The organism is Rhodococcus sp. 27YEA6 (genome assembly GCF_044908235.1).
In the GTDB taxonomy this organism is placed as follows: domain Bacteria; phylum Actinomycetota; class Actinomycetes; order Mycobacteriales; family Mycobacteriaceae; genus Rhodococcus_F; species Rhodococcus_F qingshengii.
Window position 1 is genome coordinate 1 of the sequence record NZ_JBIYCY010000004.1, and the last position, 26,447, is coordinate 26,447.

Genomic DNA, 26,447 nt, shown 5'->3' on the forward strand with positions numbered 1-26,447 from the left:
TTGATCATTCGCGGATGTGAAGTACCAAAAAAATTTTGGCACTGACATTCATCGACACACTGTTGAGTTCTCAAAGAACACGCACACACCATCACTTCAACCAGGTTGAAAGCTCCGGGGCAAGGGTTACAATCTTAGCTTGTTCGCTCCAGGGAAGCAAGTTCCCGCTGAGCGTCATTGTCTCCGACTTCGTCCAACCGCGTTTCCCCGGCCTGTCGGTCGGGGTTGGTGTCCGTGTCGCTCTGACTTGGACAAAGTTACGCGAATGAAAACTGAGCGTCAAACGTGCAGGTCGCAGATGTTCGACAGGTTAAATCCGCTGGTAGCCCGCCCGGAGGCGGGCCACCAGCGGCCACAGGAGCCCCGCTAGACAACTGTGACCCCACACACGTCAGTTTGGAAGGATTCTCACGCCGGCGAAGTTGCGCTTTCCGCGCCGGACGACCAACCAGCTGCCGTGAAGCAGATCGGATGCGGTGGGCTCCCAGTCGTCGGCCGACACCTTCTGGTTGTTCACCGAAGCACCGCCCTCTTTCACGGCGCGTCGAGCAGCTCCCTTGCTCTCACACAAACCGCTCGTCACGAGCAGATCGATGATCGTGCGCGGCTCCCCCGGCGCCAATTCGCTGACCGATGCTTCTTTCAGCGCCGCGGCTAGCGTCGACTCGTCGAGTTCCGCCAGCTCCGCCTTGCCGAACAACGCCTGACTGGCGAGCTCGACAGCACGGGTGTTGTGTTCCCCGTGAACCAAGGTCGTCATCTCCGCGGCAAGTCGCTTCTGCGCTTCTCGCGCATGCGGCCGCTCCGCTGTTGCAGTCTCCAGCTCCGCGAGTTCGTCCGCAGTCAGGAAGGTGAACCAGCGCAGGTACTTGATCACGTCGGCGTCGCCAGTGTTCACGAAGTACTGGTACCAGGCGTACGGGCTGGTCATCTCGGGGTCGAGCCACAAACTTCCGCCACCGGTCGACTTTCCGAACTTTTTGCCATCGGCCGAGGTCACCAGCGGAACCGTCATTGCATGAACGCTCTCACCGTCGACACGACGGTTGAGTTCGACGCCGGCAATGATGTTGCCCCACTGATCGGACCCGCCGACCTGCAGAGTGCAGCCGAGGTCGCGTCGCAGGTGCAGGTAGTCGTTGGCCTGGAGCAGCATGTAGCTGAACTCGGTGTACGACATCCCGTCCGACTCGAGACGACGCTTCACGGTGTCACGCGCAAGCATGACGTTCACGGAGAAGTGTTTGCCGACATCACGCAGGAAGTCGATGGTCGACATCTTGCCGGTCCAGTTCATGTTGTTCTCGATGACCGCGCTCGTCGGCGAATCGTCGAAATCCACGAATCGTTCGAGCTGACCACGGATGCGACCTGCCCAGTCCGCGACGGTATCGGCGGAATTCATCGTCCGTTCCCCGACGTCACGGGGGTCTCCGATCAGGCCCGTTGCACCGCCGGCAAGAACGATCGGGCGGTTGCCGGCGCGCTGAAACCGCTTGAGCGCGAGGAGCGGAACCAGGTGACCTGCGTGCAGGCTCGGTCCGGTCGGGTCGAAGCCCGCATACAACGTGACCGGTCCGGCCTCGAGATCTTTACGCAAAGCGTCGAGATCGGTTGATTGGGCGATCAGCCCGCGCCAGGTCAGTTCGTCGAGAATATTCTCAGTCACGGACTCGATCATCCCATCTTCACGAAATGACCGGCGCTCGCGGGCTTCGGCGATACGCGGACACCGCTCGCGAGTCCGGAATCCACAGGCGCCACGGAACCTCCGCCGCGGTACTGACCCCCACCCGCGGTCCACTGACCCATTCCTTCGACTCCCCCAATTCGAGCCGAATCCGAGAGGCAGGGTTGAACACGTCTGTTCCGTTGTCCGCCAACGTGATTGCGACAGAAGCACCGAGATTACCCGGCCCTCTGGCCCATTGGTGAGATGGTCGATCCGGCGATCTCCGAGCAGACACCACATCGTGACCGGCCTCGATTTCGGCCGCTCGGAGCAGAACACCACCCGCGACACCATCCGGGCCGTACGAGATGTTCATACAAAAGTGCATTCCATAGCTGCGGTAGACGTAGAGACGCCCCGCCCGCCCGAACATCACGCTGTTCCGCGGCGTTCTCCCCCGATACGAATGTGCTGCCGGATCCGGCCAGGGCCCGTCCTTCTCCCCTCCGTACGCCTCGACCTCGACGATCCTCAGCGAGATGTCGTCGACGGTCAGGGTCGAGCCGAGAATTGTCAGGCCCGCTTCCAACGGGTTCTCCACATTTTCCAAGGTCTCGATGCTCACCCTTCGATTGTGCCCACGCCGTTGACTCATCGGTCGGCCGAGTCGCATAATTCAACAAGTGATGAATTATTGAAACGAGGCGAACCGTGACCACAACGCCGGCAATAGATATCCGCGGACTACGAGTCATTCGCGGCAAGCACGAAGTTCTTCACTCGCTTGACCTGCAGGTATCAGCAGGATCGATCACCGGACTGCTCGGCCCGTCCGGCTGCGGCAAGACAACCCTGATGCGCGCGATTGTCGGAACACAGATCGTCGAAAGTGGTGAGGTCAGAGTGCTGGGCGACCTCGCCGGTTCCGTTGCTCTTCGCCGCCGGGTCGGATATGTCACCCAATCCCCCAGCGTGTACGGCGACCTGACGGTCACTCGAAACGTCCAATACTTCGGCGCTCTGTACGGCAAGTCCGGCGCCGACGTCGCAGCGGCGGTCGACGCCGTCGGATTGAGCCGATACGCCGACCAGACCGCCGCCGATCTGTCTGGTGGTCAACGCGGGCGAGTCTCGCTGGCTTGCGCGTTGGTGGCGTCACCTGATGTGTTGATCCTCGACGAACCGACCGTCGGCCTCGATCCGGTGCTTCGCGTCGAATTGTGGGAACGATTCGCTGACCTTGCTCGCAGCGGAACCACCCTGTTGGTCTCGAGCCACGTCATGGATGAGGCCGACCACTGCGCTGAGCTGATCCTGATGCGAGACGGGCACCTCCTCGCTCAACTCACACCCGATGAATTGCGCGCCAAAACCAGATGTGAACGGCTCGAGGACGCCTTTCTCGAGCTGATTCGGACTTCACCCGTCGGAGGTGAAATATCATGAGCATCAGGATCTTCGGCGCTACGACCGTACGCATTCTGCTTCAGCTCCGCCAGGACCATCGCACGGTGGCCATGATCTTGTTGGTCCCGTCGTTGTTGATGATTTTGCTGTATTTCCTCTACCAAGACGTCCCGACGCCACCCGGCCAGGTTTCGCTCTTCCAACGAGTGGCGATCACGATGTTGGGAATCTTGCCGTTTGTCGTCATGTTCCTGGTCACATCCATCGCCATGCAGCGCGAACGCAGTTCAGGAACCCTCGAACGCCTGCTCACCACACCGATGGGCAAACTCGACCTTCTCGCCGGATACGGGGCGGCATTTTCGCTCTCCGCCGCCGCTCAGGCAGCCCTCGCGTGCGCGGTTGCTTTCGGATTCCTCGGACTCACCATCGCCGGCAGTCTTGCCTGGGTCATCGTCATTGCAGTTCTCGGCGCAATACTGGGCGTTGCGCTAGGCCTGTTGGCCAGCGCATTCGCGAAGACCGAGTTCCAAGCGGTGCAGTTCATGCCGGTAGTTGTGGTTCCACAGCTCTTCCTCTGCGGACTCCTGGTACCGCGCGACCAATTGCCGACCTGGCTCGAATGGATCAGCAACGTCCTCCCCTTGAGCTACGCCGTCGACGCACTTCAGCAAGTGTCAATGCGTGCCGACGCGACGGGTCAGATGTGGCGTGATCTCGCCGTCATGGCGGGCTTCGCCGCCGCCGCGCTATCGCTGGCCGCGGCCACACTCGATCGCCGCACTCCATGACCGACAAGGACACGAGTCCGGTACCGATTCGTTCGGGGCGACGACCGGGCAAGTCGGAGACTCGCGCGCAGATCCTCGATTCGGCGCGACGGGCGTTCTCCCAGAACGGTTTTCGACGAACAACCGTTCGGTCGATAGCTGCGGCCGCTGACGTCGATCCGGCTATGATTCATCATCATTTCGGAAGCAAGGAGCAGTTGTTCACCGCTGCGATCGCGCTACCGATCGATCCAGTCCAGGTATTGGGACCTGTTCACTCCTCTCCGACCGAAAATCTCGGCGAAAATCTACTCAGAGCAGTAATCGGGCTGTGGGAATCAGAACACCAGCCGGCGATTCTGGCGGCTTTTCGATCAGCCATTTCCGGCGACGGATCGCAGTTGATCCAGAGCTTTCTGCTCGATGTCGTATTGCGCGACATCATTCCGCGGGTGGACACACCACCTGGTACCGGCTTGATCAGAGCGGAATTGGTGGCCTCTCAGATGGCCGGACTGCTTGTCACGCGATATGTGCTCGGACTCGAACCGCTCGCATCATTGAGCGTTGACGCTTTGGTACCGCTGGTGGCTCCGAACCTCCAGCGGTACCTGACCGGTGAATTACCGATCTAGCCTTCAGCCCGCGCGAGCAACTTCTCGTGCTCGTCGTCCGCTACATCGCGTGCCTCGTCGATCAACAGAACGGGAATGCCGTTCTCGATCGGGTAGGCACGACGCAGGCGCGGGTTGTAGAGCAACTCGTCCCCGACCAGCAACAGCGGGCCTTTGTCCTGGGGGCAGGCCAAAATGCTGAGCAACGTCGAATCAATAGCCACGTGAGTCCTCTCGAACCGATCAAACAGAATGTCCTCAGGCTACCGTGCTCCGGTGCTCACCCTCGTCGGCATCAACTGCGCGGCAATTGCCTTGGTCAGCCGCTTGTACGACTGCGACTCGGAATCGAGGAACCAGGTCCGTGGCCCCGGCGCCGGCAATCCGGCCGCAGCCAACGCAGTGGAGCTCGGACGGTACGACGAACCCACCGGGATCTCGTCAACCACCTGCACGATATCCGGACGAGCGTCGAAAGCGATGCGCGAGAGGGCCTCTGCAAGCTCGGCAGAACGGAACTGCCGCCCCGGACGCCAAGTCACGGCAGCGACCGCCAGCTGATGCGGCGCGTCACCGACTCCGTATGCGACGGCAAGATCCACCCGCGCCACACTCGACAACGCGTCGACGATCGGCTGGGTGAACACGGGACCGCGGAGCGTGGAAATGACCGTGTTCTTGTGGTCGATCAGCCAGTAGTCGCCGTCGGCGTCCCGGCGGAAGAGATTTTCGGTGGGAATCCACGAATCGCCGGCTTGGAAGAGACCTCGCATGGCTCCGCCCGAGAGATCGGCGGTGAATCCCGCGCGCCCGAGCAGCAATCCGACCTCGTCTTCGGCGCACTCACGGACAAATCCGTTTCCGTTCTCGAGGAGCCGACCACTCAGCGGGTCGTATGCCGCCAACCGCACCTGCGCGCTACCCGGCAGCGGGCGCCCCTTGGAACCAACTTTGGAGCCTGCAACATTGGCAAGAATCACGTCGCCTTCGGTCGACGCATAGAACTCGAGTACCTGCGCGGGGTCGAACGCCTCCGTTGTCCGCTTCCACAGACCATGGGGCATGCCCGAACCGATGAACAGGCGGACCGGATGACTACCGTCGATGAGAAGAAGATCCTCGTCGAGTATCTCGCGCATCATCGACCACGTGTAACTCACGACCGTCACGCCGTAGCGGTGGATTTCCTCGACGAACCTCGCGGGGTTCAGTCCACGTGAGAGCGCAATGCGTGAGCCACCGGCCATGGCACCACCGATGGTCGCGAGCAGACTCGACGAATGATGGAGTGGTGCAAGGCAGTACACGGTGTCACCGCGATCGAGATCTGCCGCCGTGGCCGTGCCGAAGGCCGACAGTGCCCACCGGTAGTTGGTGATCTGCTTGGCCTCGAGCACACCGCCGGATTCCGCAAAGATGATGAAGGCGAGTTCGCGGGCGACACCGGGATCCGGTCGGTACCACCCGGGCAGATTGACCTTCGTCGGATCGATTTGTTCGAGATCGATCACGTCGTGTGACGGATCCACCTCGAGGCCACGGGCATCGCCGCCGCCGAGCACCAGTACCGGCCGACCGGTAACCACTGCAGCATCGACGTTTTCCGGATCGGTGATGATCCGATCGACCGACCCCAGCTTGACCGCCGCCGTGATGTCGGAGCCTGGCGGAAGCATGACCGCGACGGCACCAAGTCGCGACAGGGCCGCGATGGCCGCGAGTGCGCTGGGGCGGGTCTCCATCAGGACACCGACATGCGCTGCCGGACGCACTCCCACGGAGATCAATCCACGCACGACATTGTCGATACGCGCGTTGACCGCTTCATAGGTGTGCACGCGATTGTCGAAGAGGAAGCACTCGCCGTTCGGCGCCTTTCGACGCTGCTCCGCCAGCAACTGGCTCAGCGAGATCTTGGTGTGCGGCTGAATCTGGTTGAGTCGAGCCAGACGTGGCAACGCTCGTGCCGCTTCTCCCGACAATTCGAAAGTGCCGCGCAACGCACCGGCGGCAAGGTCACTGATTCCCTTGGTGACTCCTGCACCTACTTCAGCGACCGAGGCGACGGTGTGGATGATCCGATTGCTGATCGACACACCGGTCTGGTCTTCGAGGTCGGCGCCGTAGACCATGTTCGCGATACGGTCCGGGAGGGGTCCACCCGTCTCGGTCCACTGCACGAATTCACCGGTGGTCGGCCAGGTGTGATTGGCCGCGGTGGAACCGACAACCAAACCGAAATGACCTGCACGCAAGGTAGATTCGTAGACCTTCGCCCGCGGAGCGGCTTGACTGATGCCTCGAACCGCTTGCGGCTGGCCGATGTCGTCGACCTCGCCGACGAATGCCAGGATGGGGCAGGTGATCTCGGCGAGCGAGACCAATTGATCCTTGATGACGAACCCACCGGTCATCATTCGGTTGTGCACGATGAACTGCTTGAGCAGTTCGGCTACCGCGGGCCCCGACCACGCGACCCAACCCTCGGTCGCGAGGAAGCGTCGTTGCTGCTCCCGCGGAAGCAACGCCTCACGGTCGTGCAGTTGAAGCAGAAAGTCGACGCGCATCTTCAGCGTCTTCACGGGATCGAGCAACTGGAACCCGGTACGGGCCATCCACCCGGTGACCGCCAGGCGATTGAAGACGTGATCGGCGAGGAAATCTGCACCCTTGGTTGCCAATCCCGCCGGGATGCCGAAGGGTAGCGCGGCGAGTGTGTCGACCGGACTGCCGAAGGTGATGACGCTGGCGATGTTTCGACTACGCCGATACGCGGCAGCCTGATAGGCGAACATGCCACCCTGCGAATAACCGGAGATGTGAACATCTTTTCCGGTGTGACGGTGGATGTGATCGACGATGTCGCTGAGAGCGATGATGTGATCGGCGAGATTACGATCCCAACCGCCCTCTTCCGAGTCGGGCGAACCGAAATCGACGACCCAGGGATCAAGGCCCATCTCGTGCAGAATTCCCACAGCGCCCTGGTCACGGGTCACGTCGTACACGTTCGCCGACATCATCATCGGCGGGATCAGCAAGATCGGTGCGCCGACGGTTTCCGGGTCACTGTCCGGGAAGTAGCGCCGTAGCCGATACATCGCTGCGCGTTCGACGATCTCGAACGGCGAAGTGGTCGCATCCGTTTCCAGCCCACCCAACCGGACGACCTCGAGGCCGTTTTGTGCTGTCGCAACCACCCGACGAATCGGGCCCAGCACAGACTTGGAATTCAATCCCACCATTTCACTCCCAAGTTACTCACCATGTGACGTCAGTCTCATTTTTCCCGCGCGCGACAAGCCTACTGACGACGAATACGCGTACGCGGTCAGGGAGCAAATTCTGCTACCTGACCGCGTACGACCGAAGGACTACTGCCGAAAAGAGAGCGACAACACTCGTGACCGCGAGGTCACAGGGTCCATTCCCGCAGTGACTGCGCCACTGCTTTGACTCCGTCCAGCTGCTCGGCAACCCGCACCCCCGCGGTGCCGCCTCGCGCGTTGCGCGAAGCGATGGAACCCTCGACTGTCAGCACCTCACGAACAGCGGGTGTCAGCGCGCTGTCGACGCCGGCCAGTTCCTCGTCCGTGAGATCTTCGAGTCCGACGCCTCGCGCTTCGGCGACACGCACACACGCTCCAGCAGCCTCGTGTGCAACCCGGAACGGCACGCCCTGACGCACCATCCACTCCGCGATGTCGGTGGCCAACGTGAACCCTGCCGGAGCAAGTTCCGCCATGCGTTCGGTGTGGAACTCGAGCGTCTGCACCAGACCGGTGATGGCCGGGAGCAGCATCTCGAGCTGCGCAACCGAGTCGAAAACCGGTTCCTTGTCCTCTTGCAGATCGCGGTTGTACGCCAGCGGCTGAGCCTTGAGCGTCGCCAACAATCCGGTCAGGTTGCCGATCAAACGACCCGACTTACCGCGCGTCAGTTCCGAGACATCCGGATTCTTCTTCTGCGGCATGATCGACGATCCCGTCGACCACGCGTCGGCAAGCGTGATGTAGCCGAATTCCGGTGTGCTCCAGATGATGATCTCTTCCGCCATGCGTGAGAGATCGACACCGATCATCGCAAGCACGAACGCTGCCTCGGCCGCAAAATCACGCGAAGCGGTTGCGTCGATCGAGTTCTCGGCCGAGCTGTCGAACTTCAATTCCGCTGCAATGGCTTCGGGGTCGAGACCGAGCGAGGAACCGGCCAGTGCACCGGAACCGTACGGGGACACCGCAGCTCGCACGTCGAAGTCGCGAAGGCGCTGCACGTCCCGCAACAGTGGATGTGCGTGAGCGAGCAGGTGATGCGCCAACAGGACCGGCTGAGCCGCCTGCAGGTGCGTCTTGCCCGGCATCACGGCATCCGGATGCGCCCCGGCCTGAGTCGCCAAAGCATCGACCACGTCGAGAACTCCGGTGGAGATGCGGCGGACCGCATCCCGAAGCCACATGCGGAACAGCGTGGCCACCTGGTCGTTTCGTGAACGTCCAGCACGCAGGCGTCCACCGACCTCAGGCCCGACACGCTCGATCAGACCACGCTCGAGTGCGCCGTGTACGTCCTCGTCCGAATCACTGGGCCCGAAGGCGCCACTGGCGACATCTGCCGCCAGACGGTCGAGACCGTCGAGCATTGTCACGAGATCGGCTTCGCTGAGCAGACCGGCCTTGTTCAGCACACGCGCATGCGCCTGCGACGCCCGCACGTCGTACGGAGCGAGGACCCAGTCGAAGTGAGTCGACTTGCTCAGCGCCGCCATGGCAGCGGCCGGTCCGGACTCGAACCGCCCGCCCCACAGCGCACCTTCGTTGGTGCCGTGTTTTTGAGCGTCTCCGTCACCGCGAGCCGTCATGGCTCAGAGTCCCAGATCGCGCTTCGCGGCGACCTTCGACGACAGACCGTGGATCTCGACGAAGCCCTTCGATGCGGACTGGTCGAAGCTGTCGCCCTCGTCGTACGTCGCGAGGTTGAAGTCGTAGAGCGACTCCGGGCTGCGACGACCGTTGACGGTGATGGCTCCACCGTGCAGGAAGAGACGGATGTCGCCGGTAACGCGTTCCTGCGTCTTGTTGACGAACGTGTCCAGTGCGTCCTTGAGGGGCGAGAACCAGAGGCCGTCGTAGACCAGCTCGGACCAACGCTGCTCCATCTGACGCTTGTAGCGACCGAGTTCGCGTTCGAGGGTGACGTGCTCGAGTTCCTGGTGTGCGGTGATGAGAACCATCGCGCCGGGAGCTTCGTAGATCTCACGGCTCTTGATGCCCACGAGACGGTCCTCGACGACGTCGAGACGGCCGACGCCCTGAGCGCCTGCGCGCTTGTTCAGTTCCTGAATGGCTTCGAGAACCGACACCGGGCGGCCGTCGATGGCGACCGGGCGGCCCTTGTCGAAGCTGATGATGAGCTCGTCTGGTGCGTTCCAGTTGACCGTCGGGTCCTGGGTGTAGTCGTAGACGTCCTTCGTCGGCGCGTTCCACAGATCCTCGAGGAATCCGGTCTCGACGGCGCGGCCCCAGACGTTCTGGTCGATCGAGAACGGCGACTTCTTGGAGACGTTGATCGGGATGTTGTTCTCTTCGGCGAAGGCGATGGCCTTCTCGCGGGTCCAGGCGTAGTCGCGGACCGGTGCGATGACCTGCAGGTCGGGTGCGAGGGCGCCGAATCCGACCTCGAAGCGAACCTGGTCGTTGCCCTTACCGGTGCAACCGTGCGAGACGATGGTGCCGCCGTGCGAGCGTGCAGCTTCGACGATGTGCTTGACGATCAGCGGACGGCTGATGGCCGAGACGAGCGGGTAGCGGTCCATGTACAGGGCGTTGGCCGCGATGGTCGGCAGGCAGTATTCGTCCGCGAACTCGTCGCGGGCGTCGACGACAACGGATTCGACTGCGCCGCAGTCGATCGCGCGCTGACGCACGACCTCCATGTCCTCGCCACCCTGCCCCAGATCGATGGCGACGGCGACAACTTCAGCGCCCGTCTCCTTACCGATCCAACTGATGGCAACAGAAGTGTCCAGCCCGCCCGAGTAGGCGAGTACGACGCGATCGGCCATGGTTTTTGTGCTCCTTCGGTTGAAAATCTCTATCAAAGAATAAGGGGTCAGGCGAGCGATTCGATCATGGCCGCGAGTTCCGCTCCGGAAAGCGGTTCCCGGGCCACCACGAAGATGGTGTCATCTCCGGCGATCGTGCCCACGATGTCCGGCATCGAGGACCGATCCAGTGCGCTCGCGAGGTAGTGCGCGGCTCCCGGCGGTGTCCGGAGGATCGCCATGTTGCCGCTGAAATCGGTGGAGACCAACAACTCACCCAACAGCCGTGAGAGGCGGTCGGTACCGCCGGCCACACCGCGTACCGGGTTCCCGTCCTCCGGCACCACGTAAACACCGGCGCCGCCGTCGGCGGCACGCAGTTTCACCGCTCCCAGCTCTTCGAGGTCACGCGAGAGCGTCGCCTGCGTTGCTTCGATGCCCTCGGCACCGAGCAAGGCCGCCAGCTCCGTCTGACTTCGGACAGGGTGAGCCGCCAGCAGCGCGATGATGCGCGACTGGCGACCGGCCCGAGTGGGAGCGACGCTCACGCCGGGTCCAGTTGGGTTCGCTGTTCCAGCAGCCACACGAGCAATGCCTTCTGGGCGTGCAGACGGTTCTCCGCCTCGTCCCAGACAACACTCTGCGGCCCGTCGAGAACCTCGTCGGTGACTTCTTCGCCGCGATGCGCGGGCAGGCAGTGCAGGACGACGGCCTTCGGATCTGCCTTTGCGAGCAGCTCCTTGTTGATCTGGAACGGACGGAAAGGTCCGACCCGATCGAGTCCGTCGTTCTCCTGACCCATCGAGGTCCAGGTGTCGGTGACCAACGCGTCGGCGCCGACGACGCCGGCCTGTGGGTCCTGCGTCAGGGTGATGGTCGCGCCGGTTTCCTCGGCGCGTTTGCGTGCTGCTGCCACGACCCAGTCCGCCGGTTCGAAGCCGGCGGGGCTTGCGATGGTGACGTCTATGCCTGCGGTCACTCCGCCGAGCATCAGCGAGTGAGCCATGTTGTTGGCGCCGTCGCCCAGGTAGGTCAGCTTCAGCCCCTTGAGCTCACCCTTCTGTTCGATCAGCGTTTGCAGATCGGCCAGAACCTGACAGGGATGAAATTCGTCGGACAATGCATTGACGATGGGAATCGTTGCGCCCGTAGCCATTTGCTCCAGGCGCTTCTGGCCGAACGTGCGCCACACGACGGCGTCGACGTAGCGGGAGAGAACGCGTCCGGTGTCCGCCAAGGTCTCTTCACGACCGAGTTGAGTGCTGCGCCCGTCGACGACGACAGCGTGACCGCCCATCTGTGCGATGCCCATCTCGAACGAGAAACGTGTACGCGTCGAGTTCTTCTCGAAGATGACACCGACTCCGCGGGGACCCTCGAGCGGACGCCGAGCGAACGGGTCCTTCTTGAGAATCGCTGCGAGTTCGAGAACTTCGGCCTGCTGCGCAGGAGTCAGATCGTCGTCCCTGAGAAAGTGTTTCACCACGGTAGTCACTTCTCCCCCGGCTGGTCAGCCGATAGTGCACTGTCGAAGATGGCAGGTAGTGCTGCCACGAAGGTTTCGGCCTGCTCGTCCGTGAGGATGAGCGGCGGCGCCAACCGGATCACTCCGGGTTGCGCTGCATTCACAAGGTACCCGGCTTCGCGCGCTGCGTTTTCCACTGCCGGCGCGACGTCCTCGGTCAGCACGACACCCAGCAACAGTCCTGATCCCCGTACGTAGTCGACCAACGGATGGCCCAGATCTTCGATGCCCGCCGAGATCGATTTGCCCAAGCTGTCGGCGCGTGAGATCAGGTCTTCCGCTGCAATGGTTTTCAGCACGGCAAGCGCCGCCGCAGCGCACACCGGATTGCCACCGAACGTCGTACCGTGCTTGCCCGGTCCGAACAACTCTGCCGTTGCCCCGGTCGCGATGCAGGCGCCGATCGGCATTCCGCCGCCGAGTCCCTTCGCAAGAGTGATGACGTCCGGCACGATGCCGACTGCCTGATGTGCGTAGAACCAGCCGGTCCGGCCGATGCCGGTCTGCACTTCGTCGAGTACGAGCAGCGCACCACGTTCGGCGGTGATCCGCCGAGCCTCGACGAGGTATCCCTCGGGTGGCACCACGACGCCGCCCTCACCCATGATCGGTTCGAGGAACACAGCGGCGGTGTCGGAATCGACGGCCTGCTCGAGTGCCTCGACGTCGCCGTACGGCACGAACTCGACACCGGCGGGCATCGGTTCGAACGGCGCCCGCTTGGCCGGCTGACCCGTCAGAGCGAGTGCCCCCATCGTGCGACCGTGGAAGGAGCCTTCGGCTGCGATGATCTTCTTCCGGCCGGTGGCGCGAGCGAGCTTGAAGGCAGCCTCGTTCGCCTCGGTACCGGAGTTGCAGAAGAACGCGCGCCCGGTGACGTTGCCGAGATGAGCGAGCAGCTGCTCCGCCAACTCGACGACCGGCTCGCTGGCGTACAGGTTGGACACGTGGCCGAGTGTCGACAGCTGAGTAGTCACGGCTTCGACGACGGCCGGATGTCCGTGTCCGAGAATGTTGACGGCGATTCCGGCCAGGAAGTCGACGTACTGCTTGCCGTCGGCGTCGGTGAGTACGGCGCCGTCACCGCGGACGAGAGCAACCCGGGGTACGCCGTAATTGTTCATCAGCGAAGCGGACCACCGCTGCTGCAGATCGATCGTGCTCATGAGATAGCTCCCTGCTGGGGACCGGCGACCGAGGAACCCGGCACGACCATCGTGCCGATTCCTTCACCGGTGAAAAGTTCGAGTAGGACTGAATGTTCGAGCCGACCGTCGATCACGTGCGCCGACGGCACACCTCCGCGCACCGCGCGAAGGCAGGCCTCCATCTTGGGCACCATGCCGGCATCGAGACTCGGCAACAACTGAGCAAGGGCGTCGGTGTCGATCTCGGTGGCCAGCGAGGCTCGGTCCGGCCAATCGGTGTACAGGCCCTCGACGTCGGTGAGGACAACGAGCTTCTCGGCACCGATCGCCTCGGCCAGTGCGGCAGCAGCGGTATCGGCGTTGATGTTGTGGACGACACCGTCGGCGTCGGGTGCGATGGTCGAGACCACCGGAATACGTCCTGCTGCAATGAGATCGAGTACCGCGTCCGGGTTCACGGTAGTGACGTCTCCGACCAGGCCGATGTCGGTCTGCTCTCCCTCGACCGCAACAGTGCGTCGAGTAGCGGTGAACAAGTGCGCATCCTCACCGGAGATACCGACCGCGTAGGGACCGTGCGCGTTGATCAGCCCGACGAGTTCACGGCCCACCTGACCGAAGAGCACCATCCGGACGACGTCCATCACCTCGGGCGTCGTGACCCGGAAACCACCGCGGAACTCACCCTTCATGCCAAGGCGTGCCAGCATCGCGTTGATCTGCGGGCCGCCGCCGTGCACGACGACGGGGTGGATGCCGACAGTCCGCAGGAACGCCATGTCCGCGGCGAAGGCGGTCTTGAGTGTCTCGTCGATCATGGCGTTTCCGCCGTACTTGACCACGACCACCTTGTCTCGGAATCGCTGCAGCCACGGCAGCGCGTCGGCGAGGACATGCGCCTTCTGATGCTCGCTGATCACGGGATACGTCTCGGTCATGACGAGTACGCCGAGTTCTCTTCGACGTACGCGTGCGAGAGGTCCGTGGTGCGAATGCTCACGGACTCGTTGCCGATTCCCAGGTCGATGTCGAGTTCGATGTCGATCCCGCTCAGGTCCACCTCACGCGCTCCCGGAGCGCCGACGCCGTCGATGCAGACGGGACTCCCGTTGAAGGACACACTGATTCGATCGGGATCGAGCTCGATGGGAGCGATACCCACTGCGGCGAGAACGCGACCCCAATTGGGATCGGAACCGAAAAGCGCTGTCTTGACCAGGCTGTCGCGGGCGATGGTCCGGGCGCCGATCAACGCATCGGACTCGGACGCTGCGCCGCGAACCGTCACCTTGACCCGCTTGGTGACGCCCTCGGCGTCTGCCATCAACTGATCCGCGAGATCATCACACACGGCCAGCACTGCGGCGTTCAGTTCGTCCTGCGTCGGCGTGACACCGCTGGCGCCGGAGGCCAACAGGAGCACTGTGTCGTTGGTGGACGTGGCGCCGTCGACGTCGAGGCGATCGAAGCTCAGGTGGGTGGCGGCGCGCAGAGCGGTATCGAGCTGCTCGGCCGTTGCGACAGCATCGGTCGTGACGACGCACAGCATCGTGGCCAGCGCAGGCGCGAGCATGCCTGCGCCCTTGGCCATTCCGCCGACGTTCCATTTGTTCGCGTGGTGCAGCGACGCCTGCTTCGGCACGGTATCGGTGGTCATGATCGCGTATGCCGCGTCGGTGCCGCCGGAGATTCCGCCAGCGAGTTCGTGCACTACCTCGGTGACACCGGGGATCAGCTTGTCCATGGGCAAGCGGTCACCGATAAGTCCGGTCGAACAGACAGCGACCTCGATCGCGCCCGTCTCGGTGCCCCAATTACTCAGTGCCGAAGCAACTTCCTCGGCAGTCTTGTGTGCATCCTGGAATCCACCCGCGCCCGTGCAGGCGTTCGCGCCGCCCGAGTTGAGCACCACCGCGCGCAGCTTGCCCGTCGTCAGGACCTGCTGAGACCAGAGCACCGGAGCTGCCTTGACCTTGTTCAGGGTGAAGACGCCGGCAGCGGCCAGATCGGGTCCCTCGTTGAGCACCAATGCGAGGTCCGACTTGCCACTCTTCTTGATACCGGCAGCAATTCCGGCACCGCGGAATCCGGCAGGTGCGGTGACGCCCTGCGTGCGGAGCAGACGTCCCTCGGCGACGTGAACCACGTCTGCAACGGTCGCGTCAGGCTCGGTTGCGTTGTCGATCTGCTGCGGATTGTCGGTGCTCACGGAGCTACTCCCACGGTAGAGAGACCTGCGGTCTCGGGTAGGCCAAGGGCGAGATTCATCGATTGCACCGCGCCACCGGCGGTGCCCTTGGTGAGATTGTCGATTGCCGAGATGACAACGAGCTGACCGGCGTCGGCGTCGACGGTGACCCCGATCTGCACGGCGTTGGATCCGATCACAGCGCCGGTCTGCGGGAAGATGCCGGCAGGCAGCACATGAATGAACGGCTCGTCGTTGTATGCCTTTTCGTAGATTTCGCGTGCCTGCTCTTCGGTGGCCGTGGTGGCTGCCGTGCAGGTCGCGAGGATGCCGCGCGGCATGGGCGCGAGCACCGGAGTGAAGGAGACACTGATGTCCTTGCCGCCTGCGGCCGAGAGATTCTGAATGATCTCAGGGGTGTGGCGATGGACGCCGCCGACGCCGTACGCACGGACGGAGCCCATGACCTCGGAACCCAGCAGATCAGCCTTCGGTGCCCGGCCGGCGCCCGAAGTGCCACTGACCGCAACCACGTTCACGTGTGAGTCCACGATCCCCGCGGCAACGGCGGGGGCCAGTGCGAGGCTCGCTGCCGTCGGGTAGCAGCCCGGAACGGCGATGCGGGTTGCGCCTACCAATTTCTCACGGGCACCGGGCAATTCAGGAAGACCGTAGGGCCAGGTGCCGGCATGAGCGCTCTTGTAGTACTTCTCCCAGGCTGCGGAATCCTGCAGCCGGAAGTCCGCGCCGCAGTCGATGATGACCGTCGACTCGGGCAGCAACTTAGCGTACTGAGCCGAATTTCCGTGTGGGAGACCGAGGAAGACGACGTCGTGACCCGAGAGGATCTCGACAGTGGTCTCTTCGAGTACCCGCGAAGAGAGTGGAAGCAAGTGCGGATGATGCTCACCGAGCGTCGAACCGGCGTTGCCACCGGCGGTCAGCGAACCGATCACCAGACTGCCGTCGGCGTAGGACGGGTGCCCGAGGAGCAGACGCAGAACCTCACCACCGGCGTACCCACTGGCGCCGGCAACGGCGACTCTGATCGGCTTGCGTGCGTTCTCGGTCGTACCACCTTCAGTCATGTCACACAGTATGCATCATTGTGCATCGGAATGCATAATTACTTACCCATGGATCGTCGAATCTCCTCGAGCTTGGCCTTTGCGGCCTTCTGGCGCTCGTCCCACTGCTCGTCGACGGACTTTCCGGCAGGACTCTCGTGTGCCAATTCGGCCGAACCTATGGAAGTACCGAAGCGCCCCTCTATCTTCTCCCGAACACGGTCGAAAGTGGGGACTCCCCCTTCGGTGTAGTCGGGTTCGGGAATTCTCGGGTCGGTCGCAAGTACCGCCGGGACGTCGATGATCTCGTCGACCTCCACAACGGTGTCGGGCAGTTCGACTTCTTCGGCGTCCGTGATCGTGTTGTCGTCCTCTACACGGTGCGGCTCGAGGCTCGCGGCAGCGGTGTCCACCACGGAAAGAAGGACCGACAAGCTCGGACGACGCTCGACCACTGCGCGGACGACCGCGAGGAAGTCCTTGTCGTCGAGTGCACTGGCGGCCTCGACTACCTGGTGCACGGACCCATCGTGCTCGGACCCATCATGTTCGGGCCCATCATTTCGTGACACTGTCAGTCCCTTCTCGAAAACGCCGACGGACAATTCCGATCCTTCCACGACCGTCCGTCGAAGGGGTCAGCGTGACGCGAGATACGCGGCAAATGCTTCCTCGCTCGAATATTCGGGGACGTATCCGAACTGTTCCTTGAGCCGCCGATTGTCGAGAACCGGTCGGTACTGGAGAAATCCGACGCGCTCCGGACCGTGTTCCGTTACGCCCAATCGCCGTCCGACGCGTAGAACGCCTCGCAACAACCATGCAGGAAGCGTCACCGTGCTCTTGCCCATCCGGGAAGCCAACTCGTCGACGGTCAACGAGCCGTCGCCCGCGACATTGAAGATGCCCACTTGGTTTCCGGTCACGGCCTCCGCAAAAGCGCCCGCGACATCGGTGTGCCAGACGAAGACGAAGGGGCTGTCGCTCCCGGCAACCTTGAGCAGCTTGCGGCGATCGAACAACGCGGTGATCTGATTGTCGACGCTCTCACCCAAGATCGTGCCGATCCGGAAGACAACCTGTTCCAACTCCGGGTGTTCGACGCGATATTCGGCGAGCATCTCTTCGACCAGGCGTTTGTGGCGACTGTATGTGAATTCGTCGTTGCCTCGGACAGGTACGTCCTCGGTGATCCACGGTGGGCTGTCGGAGTGGTAGCCGTACGCCGCTCCGGACGAAGACACGACGATCCGTCCAACCCCGTGTTCGACGCAGGCCGCGAGCACGTTTCGTGTCCCGTCGACGTCGACGCGGTACTCCTGCTCTGCTGTCGTGTTCTTGCCGGGATTCACGATGGACGCAAGGTGGATCACGACGTTCGGTCGGTACTGACCGAACACCCGCCCCAATTCTGTGGGGTCGCAGACGTCCGCCCTGACGCGGCGGATGCGATCGTCCGGCGTGTCCTTGACCGTGAGGTCGACACAGACGACGGTGATGCCCTGCGCGATCAGTGCGTCGATGACAGCGGTACCCAGGAACCCGTTTCCGCCCGTGACGAGTGCGACGGTCATGCCGGTACCGCCTTTCGGGCGCGTCGCTTGGACCAGATCGTCGCCAGAGCCAACCCGGCGATGATGTCCCAGATCCCCCACCAGCCGGCCACGACGGCCATGCCACCGAGACCGTCGAAGAACGTGAACACCAGGCCAAGCCCCAGCCCCGCATTGCGGATGCCGACCTCGAAAGAGACGGCGCGACGGCTGTATTCGTTCAACCCGGTGACGGCGCCGCAGAAGTATCCCAGTGCGAGGGCAACCGTGTCGTGCAGGAAGACCGCGAGCAGTACCACCCCGATGTAGTCGACGAAGTACGACGCATTCCCCGACACCCCCGCGACGATGAAGATCAACAACGCCACCAACGAACCGTTTTTCACCCAAGGCTGCGCTTTCGCGGCGATCTCCGGAAACCTTCGTGCCGCCCAGATGCCGAGAACGAACGGCACACCGATGATCAGGGCGATTTGCGCGACCATCTCGAGCGCATTCAGGTTCACGGACTGCAACAGAGCGTCGGTCTCCGGGCGTCGGCTCCCCCAGAACGCAAGATTGAGCGGCATGAGGAAGATCGCGAGGACGTTCGACACCGCCGTCATGGACACCGAGAGTGCGACGTCGCCGCCCGCCCGGTGAGTCAGGACGTTCGAGATGTTCCCTGGCGGGCAGCACGCCACCAGGATCATGCCGAGTGCTACCGACGGAGCCGGCGAGAGAATCAGCGTCAGGAGAAAAGTCACTGCCGGCAACAGCAGGAACTGCGCAGCAATACCCACCGCCATCGCCTTGGGTTTGGTGAGGGCACGACGAAAGTCGTCGACCGAGGTGTCGAGGGCGATCCCCAGCATGATCGTGGCCAGCACCACGTTGAGGATCATCAACGATCCCGGGTTGAAGTTGAGCACCACGTCGTCGATCGGCATCACTGTCCTCCCTTCGTCAGAGCGGCATCAAGCAGTCCGATGTGTCGCTTGATCGCCGATCGGTAGGCGTCCTTGTTCACGTAGTAGGCCATTCGTCCCAACTTCAGGTACTTGTATCCCCCGGACAGATCGGGAGGAGGACCGGCCGCCGCCGCCGAGAATTCCCGCGCCGCGGCGGGGGCTTCGGTACGTGCGGTGATCAGTTTGGCCACCAACTCGGCCTGCTCGAAACGGCCCTGCCACCCGAGACCGGATGCTTCGACCATGCCGAGAACAAAGAGATTGTCGTGGCGGCGACTCGCGACGTTGAGGAACAGGTCCGGGGCAGCGCCCGACCAGTCCAAGTCCTCGCGCGCGATGAAGGGATAGTCGAGGTGATACCCCGTGGCGCAGAGAACGAGGTCGTAGTCGGCAGACGATCCGTCGACAAACCGCACCGTCTTCCCCTCGAACCGGTCGACGTCGGCGCGCACGTGCACATCACCGTGCCCGATGTGGTGCAGGATCAACGAGTTCACGACCGGATGCGATTCGTAGATCTTGTAGTCCGGTGCCGGAAATCCGAACCGCACCGGATCACCCGTGAACTGCTTGAGTACCAAGGTGTCGACGCGTTGTTTGATCCACGGCGGCAATGGCTTTCCCTGATTCAAGGTGTCCGAGGGTCGGCCGAACAGATACTTGGGGACGAAGTAGTAGCCTCGCCGAACGCTCAGGTCGACGCACTCGGCCTGGTGGACGGCATCGACGGCGATGTCGCATCCACTGTTGCCCGCCCCGATGACCAGTACCTTCTTCCCGCGGAAGATCTCGGCGCTGCGGTACTGGCTCGTGTGCATCAACGTGCCGGTGAAGTCGCCCCGGAAAGTCGGCATGTTCGGCTTCGACAGCGTTCCGTTCGCGATGATCACGCCTCGATACCGCGCGACTGTTGTCTCACCGCTGCGACTGCGCGTGGTGACCTGCCACAGCGAATCGACCGGCGAGACGTCGACGACGGTAGTGCCGAAGGCAAAGTGCCTGCGAAGATCGTGAGTATCGGCGTAGTCGCGGAAATAATCGGCAAGTTCCACGTGGCTCGGGTAGTCGGCCACCGAATCCGCCATCGGGAACTCGGCGAATGCGGTGGTGCCCTTCGAAGAGATGAGGTGCGCCGACTCGTAGACGGTGCTGTGCGGGTTGTCGATGTCCCAGAGCCCACCGACGTTGTCGTGGCTCTCGAAGCCGTCGAACGCTATCCCGGCCCGATCGAGGTTTCGCGCGCCGGCCAATCCAGACGGGCCCGCTCCGATCAGCGCGTACTTCTCCTCTGTGATCATCCGTCGAGCGTCGCAGATAGTCCGAATCTTGCAGAAATATGCCGGATAATGACGTTATGAGCGCACCAGATACCGGCAACGGTCGCGGGATAGATGAAATCGATCTGAGGATAATCAATGCGCTCCAGCTCGCACCGCGATCGAAGTGGCTTTCGTTGGCCGGACCACTCGAACTCGACGCCGCGACTCTCGCCCGTCGTTGGAATCGACTCTCCGAATCGTCGTTGGCCTGGGTCACGGTCACTCCAGGGCCACAGGTGCTGGGCAGCATCGTCACAGCGATCATCGAAATCGATTGCTCACCTGCTCTTCTCGACACCGTCGCGGCACGGCTGACTCGCTCGGCCCACGCCGTGACCATCGAAGCATCAACGGGCAGAGCAGATCTGCTCGTCACAGCCGGTACCGCGGATCTGGCGTCGATGTCGCGCTTCATCTCGGAAGACGTCGCAACGATCGACGGTGTACTGGCGACACGAACCTCGATCATCACACGCTGGTTCACCGAAGGTGGGCGATGGAGACTCAATGCGCTGGCACCGTCCGAGAAGGGTGTGCTGACCACCAGCGAAAACCGTCCTGCCGTGCGCGCTCGGCCGACCGGGATATCCGAACAGGATCGCAAGGTTCTGACGAAGCTCGCTTACGACGGGCGCACTCCCATGAAGGAGTTGGCCGACGCGATCGGTGTCAGTCCCGCTGCGTGCAAACGCCAGATCGACCGGCTCACGTCTTCGGGGTTGGTGGCGCTGCGGTGTGAATTCGCGCGGCCGCTGGCCGGCCTTCCCGTGCTCGCCACTTTGTGGTGCCGCGTCGAACCCGAGCTTCTCGATACGGCGGGACGAGTGCTGAGTCGGGCGTCGGAAGTTCGAAACTGCTTCGCTGTAGTCGGCCCCGACAACCTGGTGGTTCAGTTGTGGCTGCATTCTCCTGCAGAACTCGATGCATTCGAAACTCGTCTGCGCAAGGAGATTCCGGGTCTTTGCGTCACGGAACGATCCATCGTGCTGTATCTGCGCAAACTGCTCGGCCACGTGCTCGACCAGCAAGGGCGACGGTCGGACACCGTTGCGCCAGATGTGTGGCTTTCCGATTCACCTCAGTCGAAAAGCCGATAACACGACAGAGCCCACGACCACCTGGGATGGACGTGGGCTCTGTGATCAGTTGAGGAAATCAGCCGCGCATCTGCGCACCGACGGCCTTGGAAGCCGCCTCCACTGCCGCATCACGCGCGGCACTGGCCTCGTCCTCGGTCAGCGTCCGGTCGACACCACGGAATCGCAACGCGAACGCGAGCGACTTGCGGCCTTCACCGACCTGCTCGCCCTCGAAGACGTCGAAGAGGCGAATGTCTTCGAGAAGTTCGCCGCCGCCGGAACGCAGAGCTTCCTGCACCTTGGCTGCCGGAATATCGCGATCGACAACAACTGCCACGTCCTGGAGCACTGCGGGGAAGGGCGAAATGCGCGGAGCGGGCAGGTTCTCGACCAATGGCAAAGCGTCGAGATCGATTTCCAGTGCGCAGGTGCGCGCGGGCAGTCCCGCGCGCTCGAGAACAGCCGGATGCAGTTCGCCCGCATGACCGACTACGTTGCCGTCAACGACAACCTCGGCGCAACGGCCGGGATGCCACGGCAGGTACTGCGCCGCACGCAGTTCCACCTCGACGCCTGCTGCAGCTGCAATGACCCGCACTGCTGCAAAAGTGTCCGAAGCCTCGGCCTGACGGCCAGGGCCCCAGGGGCCGCTCGGCTCACGCAAACCACTCAACACTGCAGCGATGTGCACGGGCTGAGCCGGCAACGACGCGATCAGGTTCGCGATCTGCTCGTCCGTCGGACGACGATCCACCGGCAATGCATCCACCGGCTTGGTGTCGGGGCCCGGCAGGACGACCTGCGCGATGCCGTACAGCGACAGATCACGCTGACCGCGAGAAGCGTTGCGAGCCAGGATCTCCAGCAGACCCGGGAGCAGCGTGGTCGCCAACTCCGGACGATCGGCTTCGAGCGGGTTGAGGACCTTGCTGGTGTTGCGGCGCGGATCATCCGCGTCGAGGCCCCAGACGTCGAAGACGTTCGTCGGCAGGAAGACCGGAGGAAGGACCTCGACGTAACCGGCGTGAGCCACGGCCTTCGAGACCGTGCGCTTTCGCCGCTGCGACGGAGTCAACCCACGTCCGGCCGGAGCGGCGGGAAGCACAGACGGGATCTGCTCGAGACCTTCGAGGCGAAGAACTTCCTCGACGAGGTCCGCAGGCTGCACCAGGTCCGGACGCCACGACGGCGGCGTCGCGACCAACTGGCCGTGTCCTTCTTCGCTGACGCCGACCTCGACGTTGCAGCCAACCTGGGTGAGGCGGCGAGCTGCGGTGCCGTTGGGGTACGTGACTCCGGCGACACGGTCGGGCAGGTCGATATCCATGCGAATGGCAGCGCGAGGGGCAACATCGCCCACGTCGGTCAGGACCGGTTCGATCCGTCCGCCGGCAATCTCGACCAGCAGAGCGGCTGCGCGGTCGACGGCCGCGAGCGGAATTGCCGGATCGACGACGCGCTCGAAACGCTTGCTCGCCTCACTCGGCAGCTTGTGCCGGCGCGCCGTCTTGAAGACTGCGAGCGGATCCCAAGTAGCTCCTTCGAGGAGGATGTCCGTCGTTGCCGTTCCCACCTCGGTGGTTGCGCCGCCCATGACGGCAGCCAGCGAGATGACTCCGGAATCGTCGGCGATGACAACGTCTTCGGGATCGAGCGTGCGTTCGACGTCGTCGAGCGTCGTCAGCTTCTCCCCCGCCTTGGCGCGACGGACCACCAGGTCGCCCTGCACCGAGGTCGCATCGAACGCGTGCAGAGGCTGACCGAGTTCGAGCATCACGTAGTTGGTGACGTCGACGGCCGGCGAGATCGGGCGAACACCCGAGAGCAGAAGTCGACGCTGCAGCCACCACGGGCTCACTGCCTGCGGATCGATACCCGTGATCTTCCGCATCACGAAACGCGAAGCCTTGGACTCCGGTTCGAGGCGCACCGGCCAGGCTTCACCCTCAGCCGGGTGCGCGGGAACCGAAGCGGGATCGGCGTATTCGAGATCGAAGCCGCACGCGAGCTCTCGCGTGAGACCGCGGACCGAGAAGCAGTAGCCACGGTCCGGGGTGATGTTCAGTTCGATGATCGTGTCACCGAGACCGAGCAACTCGTTGCCGTCCGCGCCGGGTTCGGCGGTACCAGGCTCGAGCACCAAGATGCCCGAATGGTCTTTGCCGATACCGAGTTCCGAGACGGAGCAGATCATGCCGTCGGACACCTGGCCGTACGTCTTGCGAGTGGCGATTTCGAATCCGCCGGGCAGCACCGCGCCGGGCAACGCAACGACGACGAGGTCACCCTCGTTGAAATTGCGCGCGCCACAGACGATGCCGCGAGGCTCGGGTTCGCCGACCTCGACCTGGCAGAAGCGGATCGGCTTCTTGAACTCGGTCAGTTCGGTGATGGAGACGACCTTACCGACGACCAACGGGCCGTCGATCGCCTCGAGTGTGTCGAGTTCCTCGACTTCGAGTCCCACCCGGACGAACCCGGCGTCCAGCTCTTCCGGGGTCACCTCCCAGTTGGGAGTTGCCCGCTGCAGGATCTCGGTCAGCCAGGATTGCGCTACTCGCACGTCTGCTCAGCTCTCTCGTTTGTCGATAAGTCTTTGTGAAGGTTCCGCGGACCGGATCGGTCAGCCTGCGACACCGAAGGGCAGCGTGAAACGCACGTCACCTTCGACGATGTCGCGCATGTCCGGGATACCGTTGCGGAACTGCAGGGTCCGCTCGAGGCCCATGCCGAATGCGAAACCCGAGTACTCGTCGGGATCGATACCGCTGGCGCGCAGAACGTTCGGGTTGACCATGCCGCAGCCGCCCCACTCGACCCAGCCTGCGCCGCCCTTCTTGTTCGCGAACCAGACGTCGACCTCGGCCGACGGTTCCGTGAACGGGAAGTAATTGGGGCGCATACGGGTACGCGTCTCGGGGCCGAAAAGGGCACGAGCGAACGCGTCGAGAGTCCCGCGCAGGTTGGCCATGGTCAGGCCCTTGTCGACGGCCAGGCCCTCGACCTGCGAGAAGACAGGCGTGTGCGTCGCATCGAGTTCGTCGGTGCGGAACGTGCGGCCCGGGCACACCACGTAGATCGGTACCTCACGCGAGAGCATCGTGCGGACCTGCACCGGCGAGGTGTGGGTACGCAGCACCTGGCGAGAGTTCTCGGGTGCCAGGTGGAAGGTGTCCTGCATCGTGCGGGCAGGGTGATCCGGCAAGAAGTTGAGCGCGTCGAAGTTGAAGTGCTCGGTCTCCACCTCCGGACCCTCGGCAACTTCCCAACCCATCGCGACGAATACGTCGGCGACCTGCTCGGAAATCAGGCTGATCGGGTGACGCGCCCCGACGGGGTGGCGATCGGAGGGCAGAGTGACGTCGATTGCCTCGGCAACCAACACCGCGGCGTCACGCTCGGCGAGGAGGACCTCACGACGAGCGTCGTACGCGTTGTTGATCCGAGTGCGGAAGATGTTGACGCGCTTACCGGCGTCCGCCTTTTCCTTGCCCGGAAGGCTGCCGAGTCCCCGGCGAGCGAGGGCGATCGGGGACTTGTCCCCCAGGTGCTCCACCTTGACGTGCGCCAGCGCATCCAGGTCAGCGGCGTCCGCCAGCGCCTTCTCGGCGTTCTCAGCCGCAGCGGTCAACGCCTCTTCGGTGAGTACACTCGCGTCGACCTCCGGCGGTGTCGCGCCCTCATTTTTGGCCACGGCTGTGACGCTCCTGTCGCTTCTCGGTTTACTTCTCGTACTGCGTGCTTCTTGTACTGCTTACTTCTTGTACTGCGAGCGAGCATTCGAACTCGCTCGAGCATTGTCTCTGCTCTTGTATTGTCTCAGGCTTCCGCAAATGGGATTCCGTGAGGTCTTCGCGTGCGTTTTCAGCCGTGATCGGTGGCGCGATTTTGCACCCGCGCGCTTGCGTACAGGCAAATTGCCGCCGCTGTCGCGAGGTTCAAGCTTTCGGCGCGGCCATGGATCGGAATCCTGACCCGATGATCAGCCTGCGCGGCGATCGCCGGATCGAGACCGTGCGCTTCGTTACCGAACAGCCAGGCCGTCGGCTTGCTCAGCAACTCGTCGGCCTCGTCGAGATCGACCTCGCCGTCAGCTGCAGTCGCGAGAATCTGAATGCCGGCTGCGCGAATCTGATCGATCACCGACACTGTGTCTCGATCGCGGACGACTGGCAGGTGAAACAGGCTGCCCGCCGACGAACGAACGACCTTGCCGTTATGCGGATCGACGCTGTCGCCGGCGAGGATTGCCGCGTCGGCACCCACTGCGTCTGCGATGCGAATGACGGTGCCCGCGTTACCTGGTTCGTTGACCTCGACCGGCACTGCGAGCAGGCGGGTCTCCTGATGGACGGCTGCGCTCAGCGGTACATCCAGTAGATCGCTGACGGCAACGAGTCCGGGCGGCGTGACGGTATCGCTGAGAGCTTTGATGGCTCGATCGGTCACAAGAGCAACACGAACTCCAGCGGTCAGCGCCCGATCGATGACGTGCTGATAGCGCTCGGCTGCGTCCTCGGTGTAGAAGAGGTCGTGCACCGGGCGGGCCTCGCCATTCGAGAGTGCACCGTTCAACAGTTCGGTGACCGAGTTCTCGCCCTCGACGAGGAAACGTCCTGCTTTGCGTCGTTCTGCTGTGCGCAGGAGCTTGACAGCAGAAACGACCCGCGGAGTCCGCTCGGTGAGCGGGTCCACGGGCCGTTGCTGTGATGCGTGAATCAGGCTGCTTCTCCGGCAGGAGCGTTCACGTCAGCCGGCAGAGCGGCCTTCGCGAGTGCGACCAGGCCGGCAAAGGCCTCGGCATCGGAGACAGCGAGCTCGGCCAGGATCTTGCGGTCGACGTCGACCTCTGCCAGACGCAGGCCCTGGATGAGGCGGTTGTACGTGATGTCGTTTGCACGAGCTGCAGCGTTGATACGCGTGATCCACAGCTTGCGGAACTCGCCCTTGCGCGCACGACGGTCGCGGTACGCGTAGGTGAGCGAGTGGAGCTGCTGCTCCTTGGCCTTGGTGTACAGACGCGAACGCTGTCCACGGTAGCCGCTGGATGCAGCAAGAATTGAACGACGCTTCTTCTGGGCGTTGACCGCCCTCTTTACGCGTGCCACTTGAAAA

24 protein-coding genes are annotated in these 26,447 nt (G+C 63.1%); 4 read left to right on the forward strand and 20 right to left on the reverse strand.

What is annotated here, in order from left to right:
- Positions 1-391 precede the first annotated feature (391 nt).
- Positions 392-1,669, reverse strand: a complete 1,278-nt coding sequence (tyrS, locus tag ABH939_RS12720) for a tyrosine--tRNA ligase (RefSeq protein ID WP_404649675.1) — start codon at positions 1,667-1,669, stop codon at positions 392-394.
- A 19-nt stretch (positions 1,670-1,688) separates the two neighbouring features.
- Entirely contained in the window at positions 1,689-2,297 is a 609-nt protein-coding gene (locus tag ABH939_RS12725) for a DNA-3-methyladenine glycosylase (RefSeq protein ID WP_003944023.1), read from the reverse strand.
- An 86-nt stretch (positions 2,298-2,383) separates the two neighbouring features.
- Here ABH939_RS12725 and ABH939_RS12730 point away from each other — a divergent pair, with 86 nt between their 5' ends.
- Genes ABH939_RS12730 through ABH939_RS12740 form a run of 3 tightly spaced genes read left to right on the forward strand, consistent with a single transcriptional unit; the run spans position 2,384 to position 4,484 of the window.
- Positions 2,384-3,118 carry an ABC transporter ATP-binding protein gene (locus ABH939_RS12730; protein WP_042925860.1) on the forward strand — a complete coding sequence of 245 codons (735 nt, stop codon included), beginning with the start codon at positions 2,384-2,386 and terminating at the stop codon, positions 3,116-3,118.
- Complete coding sequence (locus ABH939_RS12735; RefSeq protein ID WP_404649676.1) at positions 3,115-3,870, forward strand: ABC transporter permease; 756 nt, start codon at positions 3,115-3,117, stop codon at positions 3,868-3,870. Before ABH939_RS12730 ends, ABH939_RS12735 begins: the two co-directional genes overlap by 4 nt.
- Positions 3,867-4,484, forward strand: a complete 618-nt coding sequence (locus ABH939_RS12740; RefSeq protein WP_003944108.1) for a TetR family transcriptional regulator — start codon at positions 3,867-3,869, stop codon at positions 4,482-4,484. Before ABH939_RS12735 ends, ABH939_RS12740 begins: the two co-directional genes overlap by 4 nt.
- Here the strand turns inward: ABH939_RS12740 and ABH939_RS12745 are convergent.
- The 14 genes from ABH939_RS12745 to ABH939_RS12810 all read right to left on the reverse strand — a co-directional run bounded on the left by ABH939_RS12745 (position 4,481) and on the right by ABH939_RS12810 (position 20,232).
- Positions 4,481-4,687: a Trm112 family protein gene (locus tag ABH939_RS12745; protein ID WP_003944045.1), complete on the reverse strand. Its 207-nt coding sequence runs from the start codon at positions 4,685-4,687 to the stop codon at positions 4,481-4,483. The genes ABH939_RS12740 and ABH939_RS12745 overlap by 4 nt on opposite strands.
- A 39-nt stretch (positions 4,688-4,726) precedes the next feature.
- Positions 4,727-7,708 (reverse strand): acyl-CoA synthetase, encoded by a 2,982-nt coding sequence (locus tag ABH939_RS12750; protein ID WP_054187399.1) that lies wholly within the window; start codon positions 7,706-7,708, stop codon positions 4,727-4,729.
- Positions 7,709-7,878: 170 nt separating this feature from the next.
- Positions 7,879-9,321, reverse strand: coding sequence for an argininosuccinate lyase (gene argH, locus ABH939_RS12755; RefSeq protein WP_063316067.1), 1,443 nt, complete (start codon positions 9,319-9,321; stop codon positions 7,879-7,881).
- Positions 9,322-9,324: 3 nt separating this feature from the next.
- Positions 9,325-10,524: an argininosuccinate synthase gene (locus ABH939_RS12760; RefSeq protein WP_007736221.1), complete on the reverse strand. Its 1,200-nt coding sequence runs from the start codon at positions 10,522-10,524 to the stop codon at positions 9,325-9,327.
- Between the two features lie 47 nt (positions 10,525-10,571).
- Complete coding sequence (locus tag ABH939_RS12765; protein ID WP_007736224.1) at positions 10,572-11,051, reverse strand: arginine repressor; 480 nt, start codon at positions 11,049-11,051, stop codon at positions 10,572-10,574.
- Positions 11,048-11,998 carry an ornithine carbamoyltransferase gene (gene argF / locus ABH939_RS12770; RefSeq protein WP_021334039.1) on the reverse strand — a complete coding sequence of 317 codons (951 nt, stop codon included), beginning with the start codon at positions 11,996-11,998 and terminating at the stop codon, positions 11,048-11,050. Before argF ends, ABH939_RS12765 begins: the two co-directional genes overlap by 4 nt.
- Positions 11,995-13,194, reverse strand: coding sequence for an acetylornithine transaminase (locus tag ABH939_RS12775; protein ID WP_007736227.1), 1,200 nt, complete (start codon positions 13,192-13,194; stop codon positions 11,995-11,997). Before ABH939_RS12775 ends, argF begins: the two co-directional genes overlap by 4 nt.
- On the reverse strand, positions 13,191-14,114 hold the full coding sequence (argB, locus tag ABH939_RS12780) for an acetylglutamate kinase (protein ID WP_007736229.1): 924 nt from the start codon (positions 14,112-14,114) through the stop codon (positions 13,191-13,193). Before argB ends, ABH939_RS12775 begins: the two co-directional genes overlap by 4 nt.
- A complete protein-coding gene (argJ, locus tag ABH939_RS12785) occupies positions 14,111-15,361 on the reverse strand; it encodes a bifunctional glutamate N-acetyltransferase/amino-acid acetyltransferase ArgJ (RefSeq protein ID WP_058037535.1) in 1,251 nt (416 codons plus the stop codon). The genes argB and argJ overlap by 4 nt, the downstream gene beginning before the upstream one ends.
- Positions 15,362-15,381: 20 nt before the next feature.
- Positions 15,382-16,452, reverse strand: a complete 1,071-nt coding sequence (gene argC, locus ABH939_RS12790; RefSeq protein ID WP_162114721.1) for an N-acetyl-gamma-glutamyl-phosphate reductase — start codon at positions 16,450-16,452, stop codon at positions 15,382-15,384.
- 38 nt (positions 16,453-16,490) lie between these two features.
- Positions 16,491-16,952 (reverse strand): hypothetical protein, encoded by a 462-nt coding sequence (locus ABH939_RS12795; RefSeq protein WP_404649677.1) that lies wholly within the window; start codon positions 16,950-16,952, stop codon positions 16,491-16,493.
- A gap of 117 nt (positions 16,953-17,069) precedes the next feature.
- Entirely contained in the window at positions 17,070-18,005 is a 936-nt protein-coding gene (locus tag ABH939_RS12800; RefSeq protein WP_058227020.1) for an SDR family oxidoreductase, read from the reverse strand.
- Positions 18,002-18,913 carry a bile acid:sodium symporter family protein gene (locus ABH939_RS12805; protein ID WP_047270476.1) on the reverse strand — a complete coding sequence of 304 codons (912 nt, stop codon included), beginning with the start codon at positions 18,911-18,913 and terminating at the stop codon, positions 18,002-18,004. The genes ABH939_RS12800 and ABH939_RS12805 overlap by 4 nt, the downstream gene beginning before the upstream one ends.
- Positions 18,913-20,232 (reverse strand): NAD(P)/FAD-dependent oxidoreductase, encoded by a 1,320-nt coding sequence (locus tag ABH939_RS12810; protein ID WP_058227019.1) that lies wholly within the window; start codon positions 20,230-20,232, stop codon positions 18,913-18,915. The genes ABH939_RS12805 and ABH939_RS12810 overlap by 1 nt, the downstream gene beginning before the upstream one ends.
- A 56-nt stretch (positions 20,233-20,288) precedes the next feature.
- On the opposite strand from ABH939_RS12810, the gene ABH939_RS12815 reads away from it, so the two are divergent.
- Complete coding sequence (locus ABH939_RS12815; RefSeq protein WP_404649678.1) at positions 20,289-21,350, forward strand: Lrp/AsnC family transcriptional regulator; 1,062 nt, start codon at positions 20,289-20,291, stop codon at positions 21,348-21,350.
- 58 nt (positions 21,351-21,408) lie between these two features.
- Here ABH939_RS12815 and pheT read toward each other — a convergent pair whose 3' ends face one another.
- The 4 genes from pheT to rplT form a co-directional block, all read right to left on the reverse strand.
- Positions 21,409-23,895 (reverse strand): phenylalanine--tRNA ligase subunit beta, encoded by a 2,487-nt coding sequence (pheT, locus tag ABH939_RS12820; protein WP_047270468.1) that lies wholly within the window; start codon positions 23,893-23,895, stop codon positions 21,409-21,411.
- Positions 23,896-23,955: 60 nt separating this feature from the next.
- Positions 23,956-25,026 carry a phenylalanine--tRNA ligase subunit alpha gene (pheS, locus tag ABH939_RS12825; RefSeq protein WP_003944109.1) on the reverse strand — a complete coding sequence of 357 codons (1,071 nt, stop codon included), beginning with the start codon at positions 25,024-25,026 and terminating at the stop codon, positions 23,956-23,958.
- A 170-nt stretch (positions 25,027-25,196) separates the two neighbouring features.
- Positions 25,197-26,027, reverse strand: coding sequence for a TrmH family RNA methyltransferase (locus ABH939_RS12830; protein ID WP_404649679.1), 831 nt, complete (start codon positions 26,025-26,027; stop codon positions 25,197-25,199).
- Between the two features lie 23 nt (positions 26,028-26,050).
- The gene (gene rplT / locus ABH939_RS12835) at positions 26,051-26,440 is read right to left on the reverse strand and encodes a 50S ribosomal protein L20 (protein ID WP_003944011.1); all 390 of its coding nucleotides are present in this window, start codon (positions 26,438-26,440) and stop codon (positions 26,051-26,053) included.
- Between the last annotated feature and the right edge of the window lie 7 nt (positions 26,441-26,447).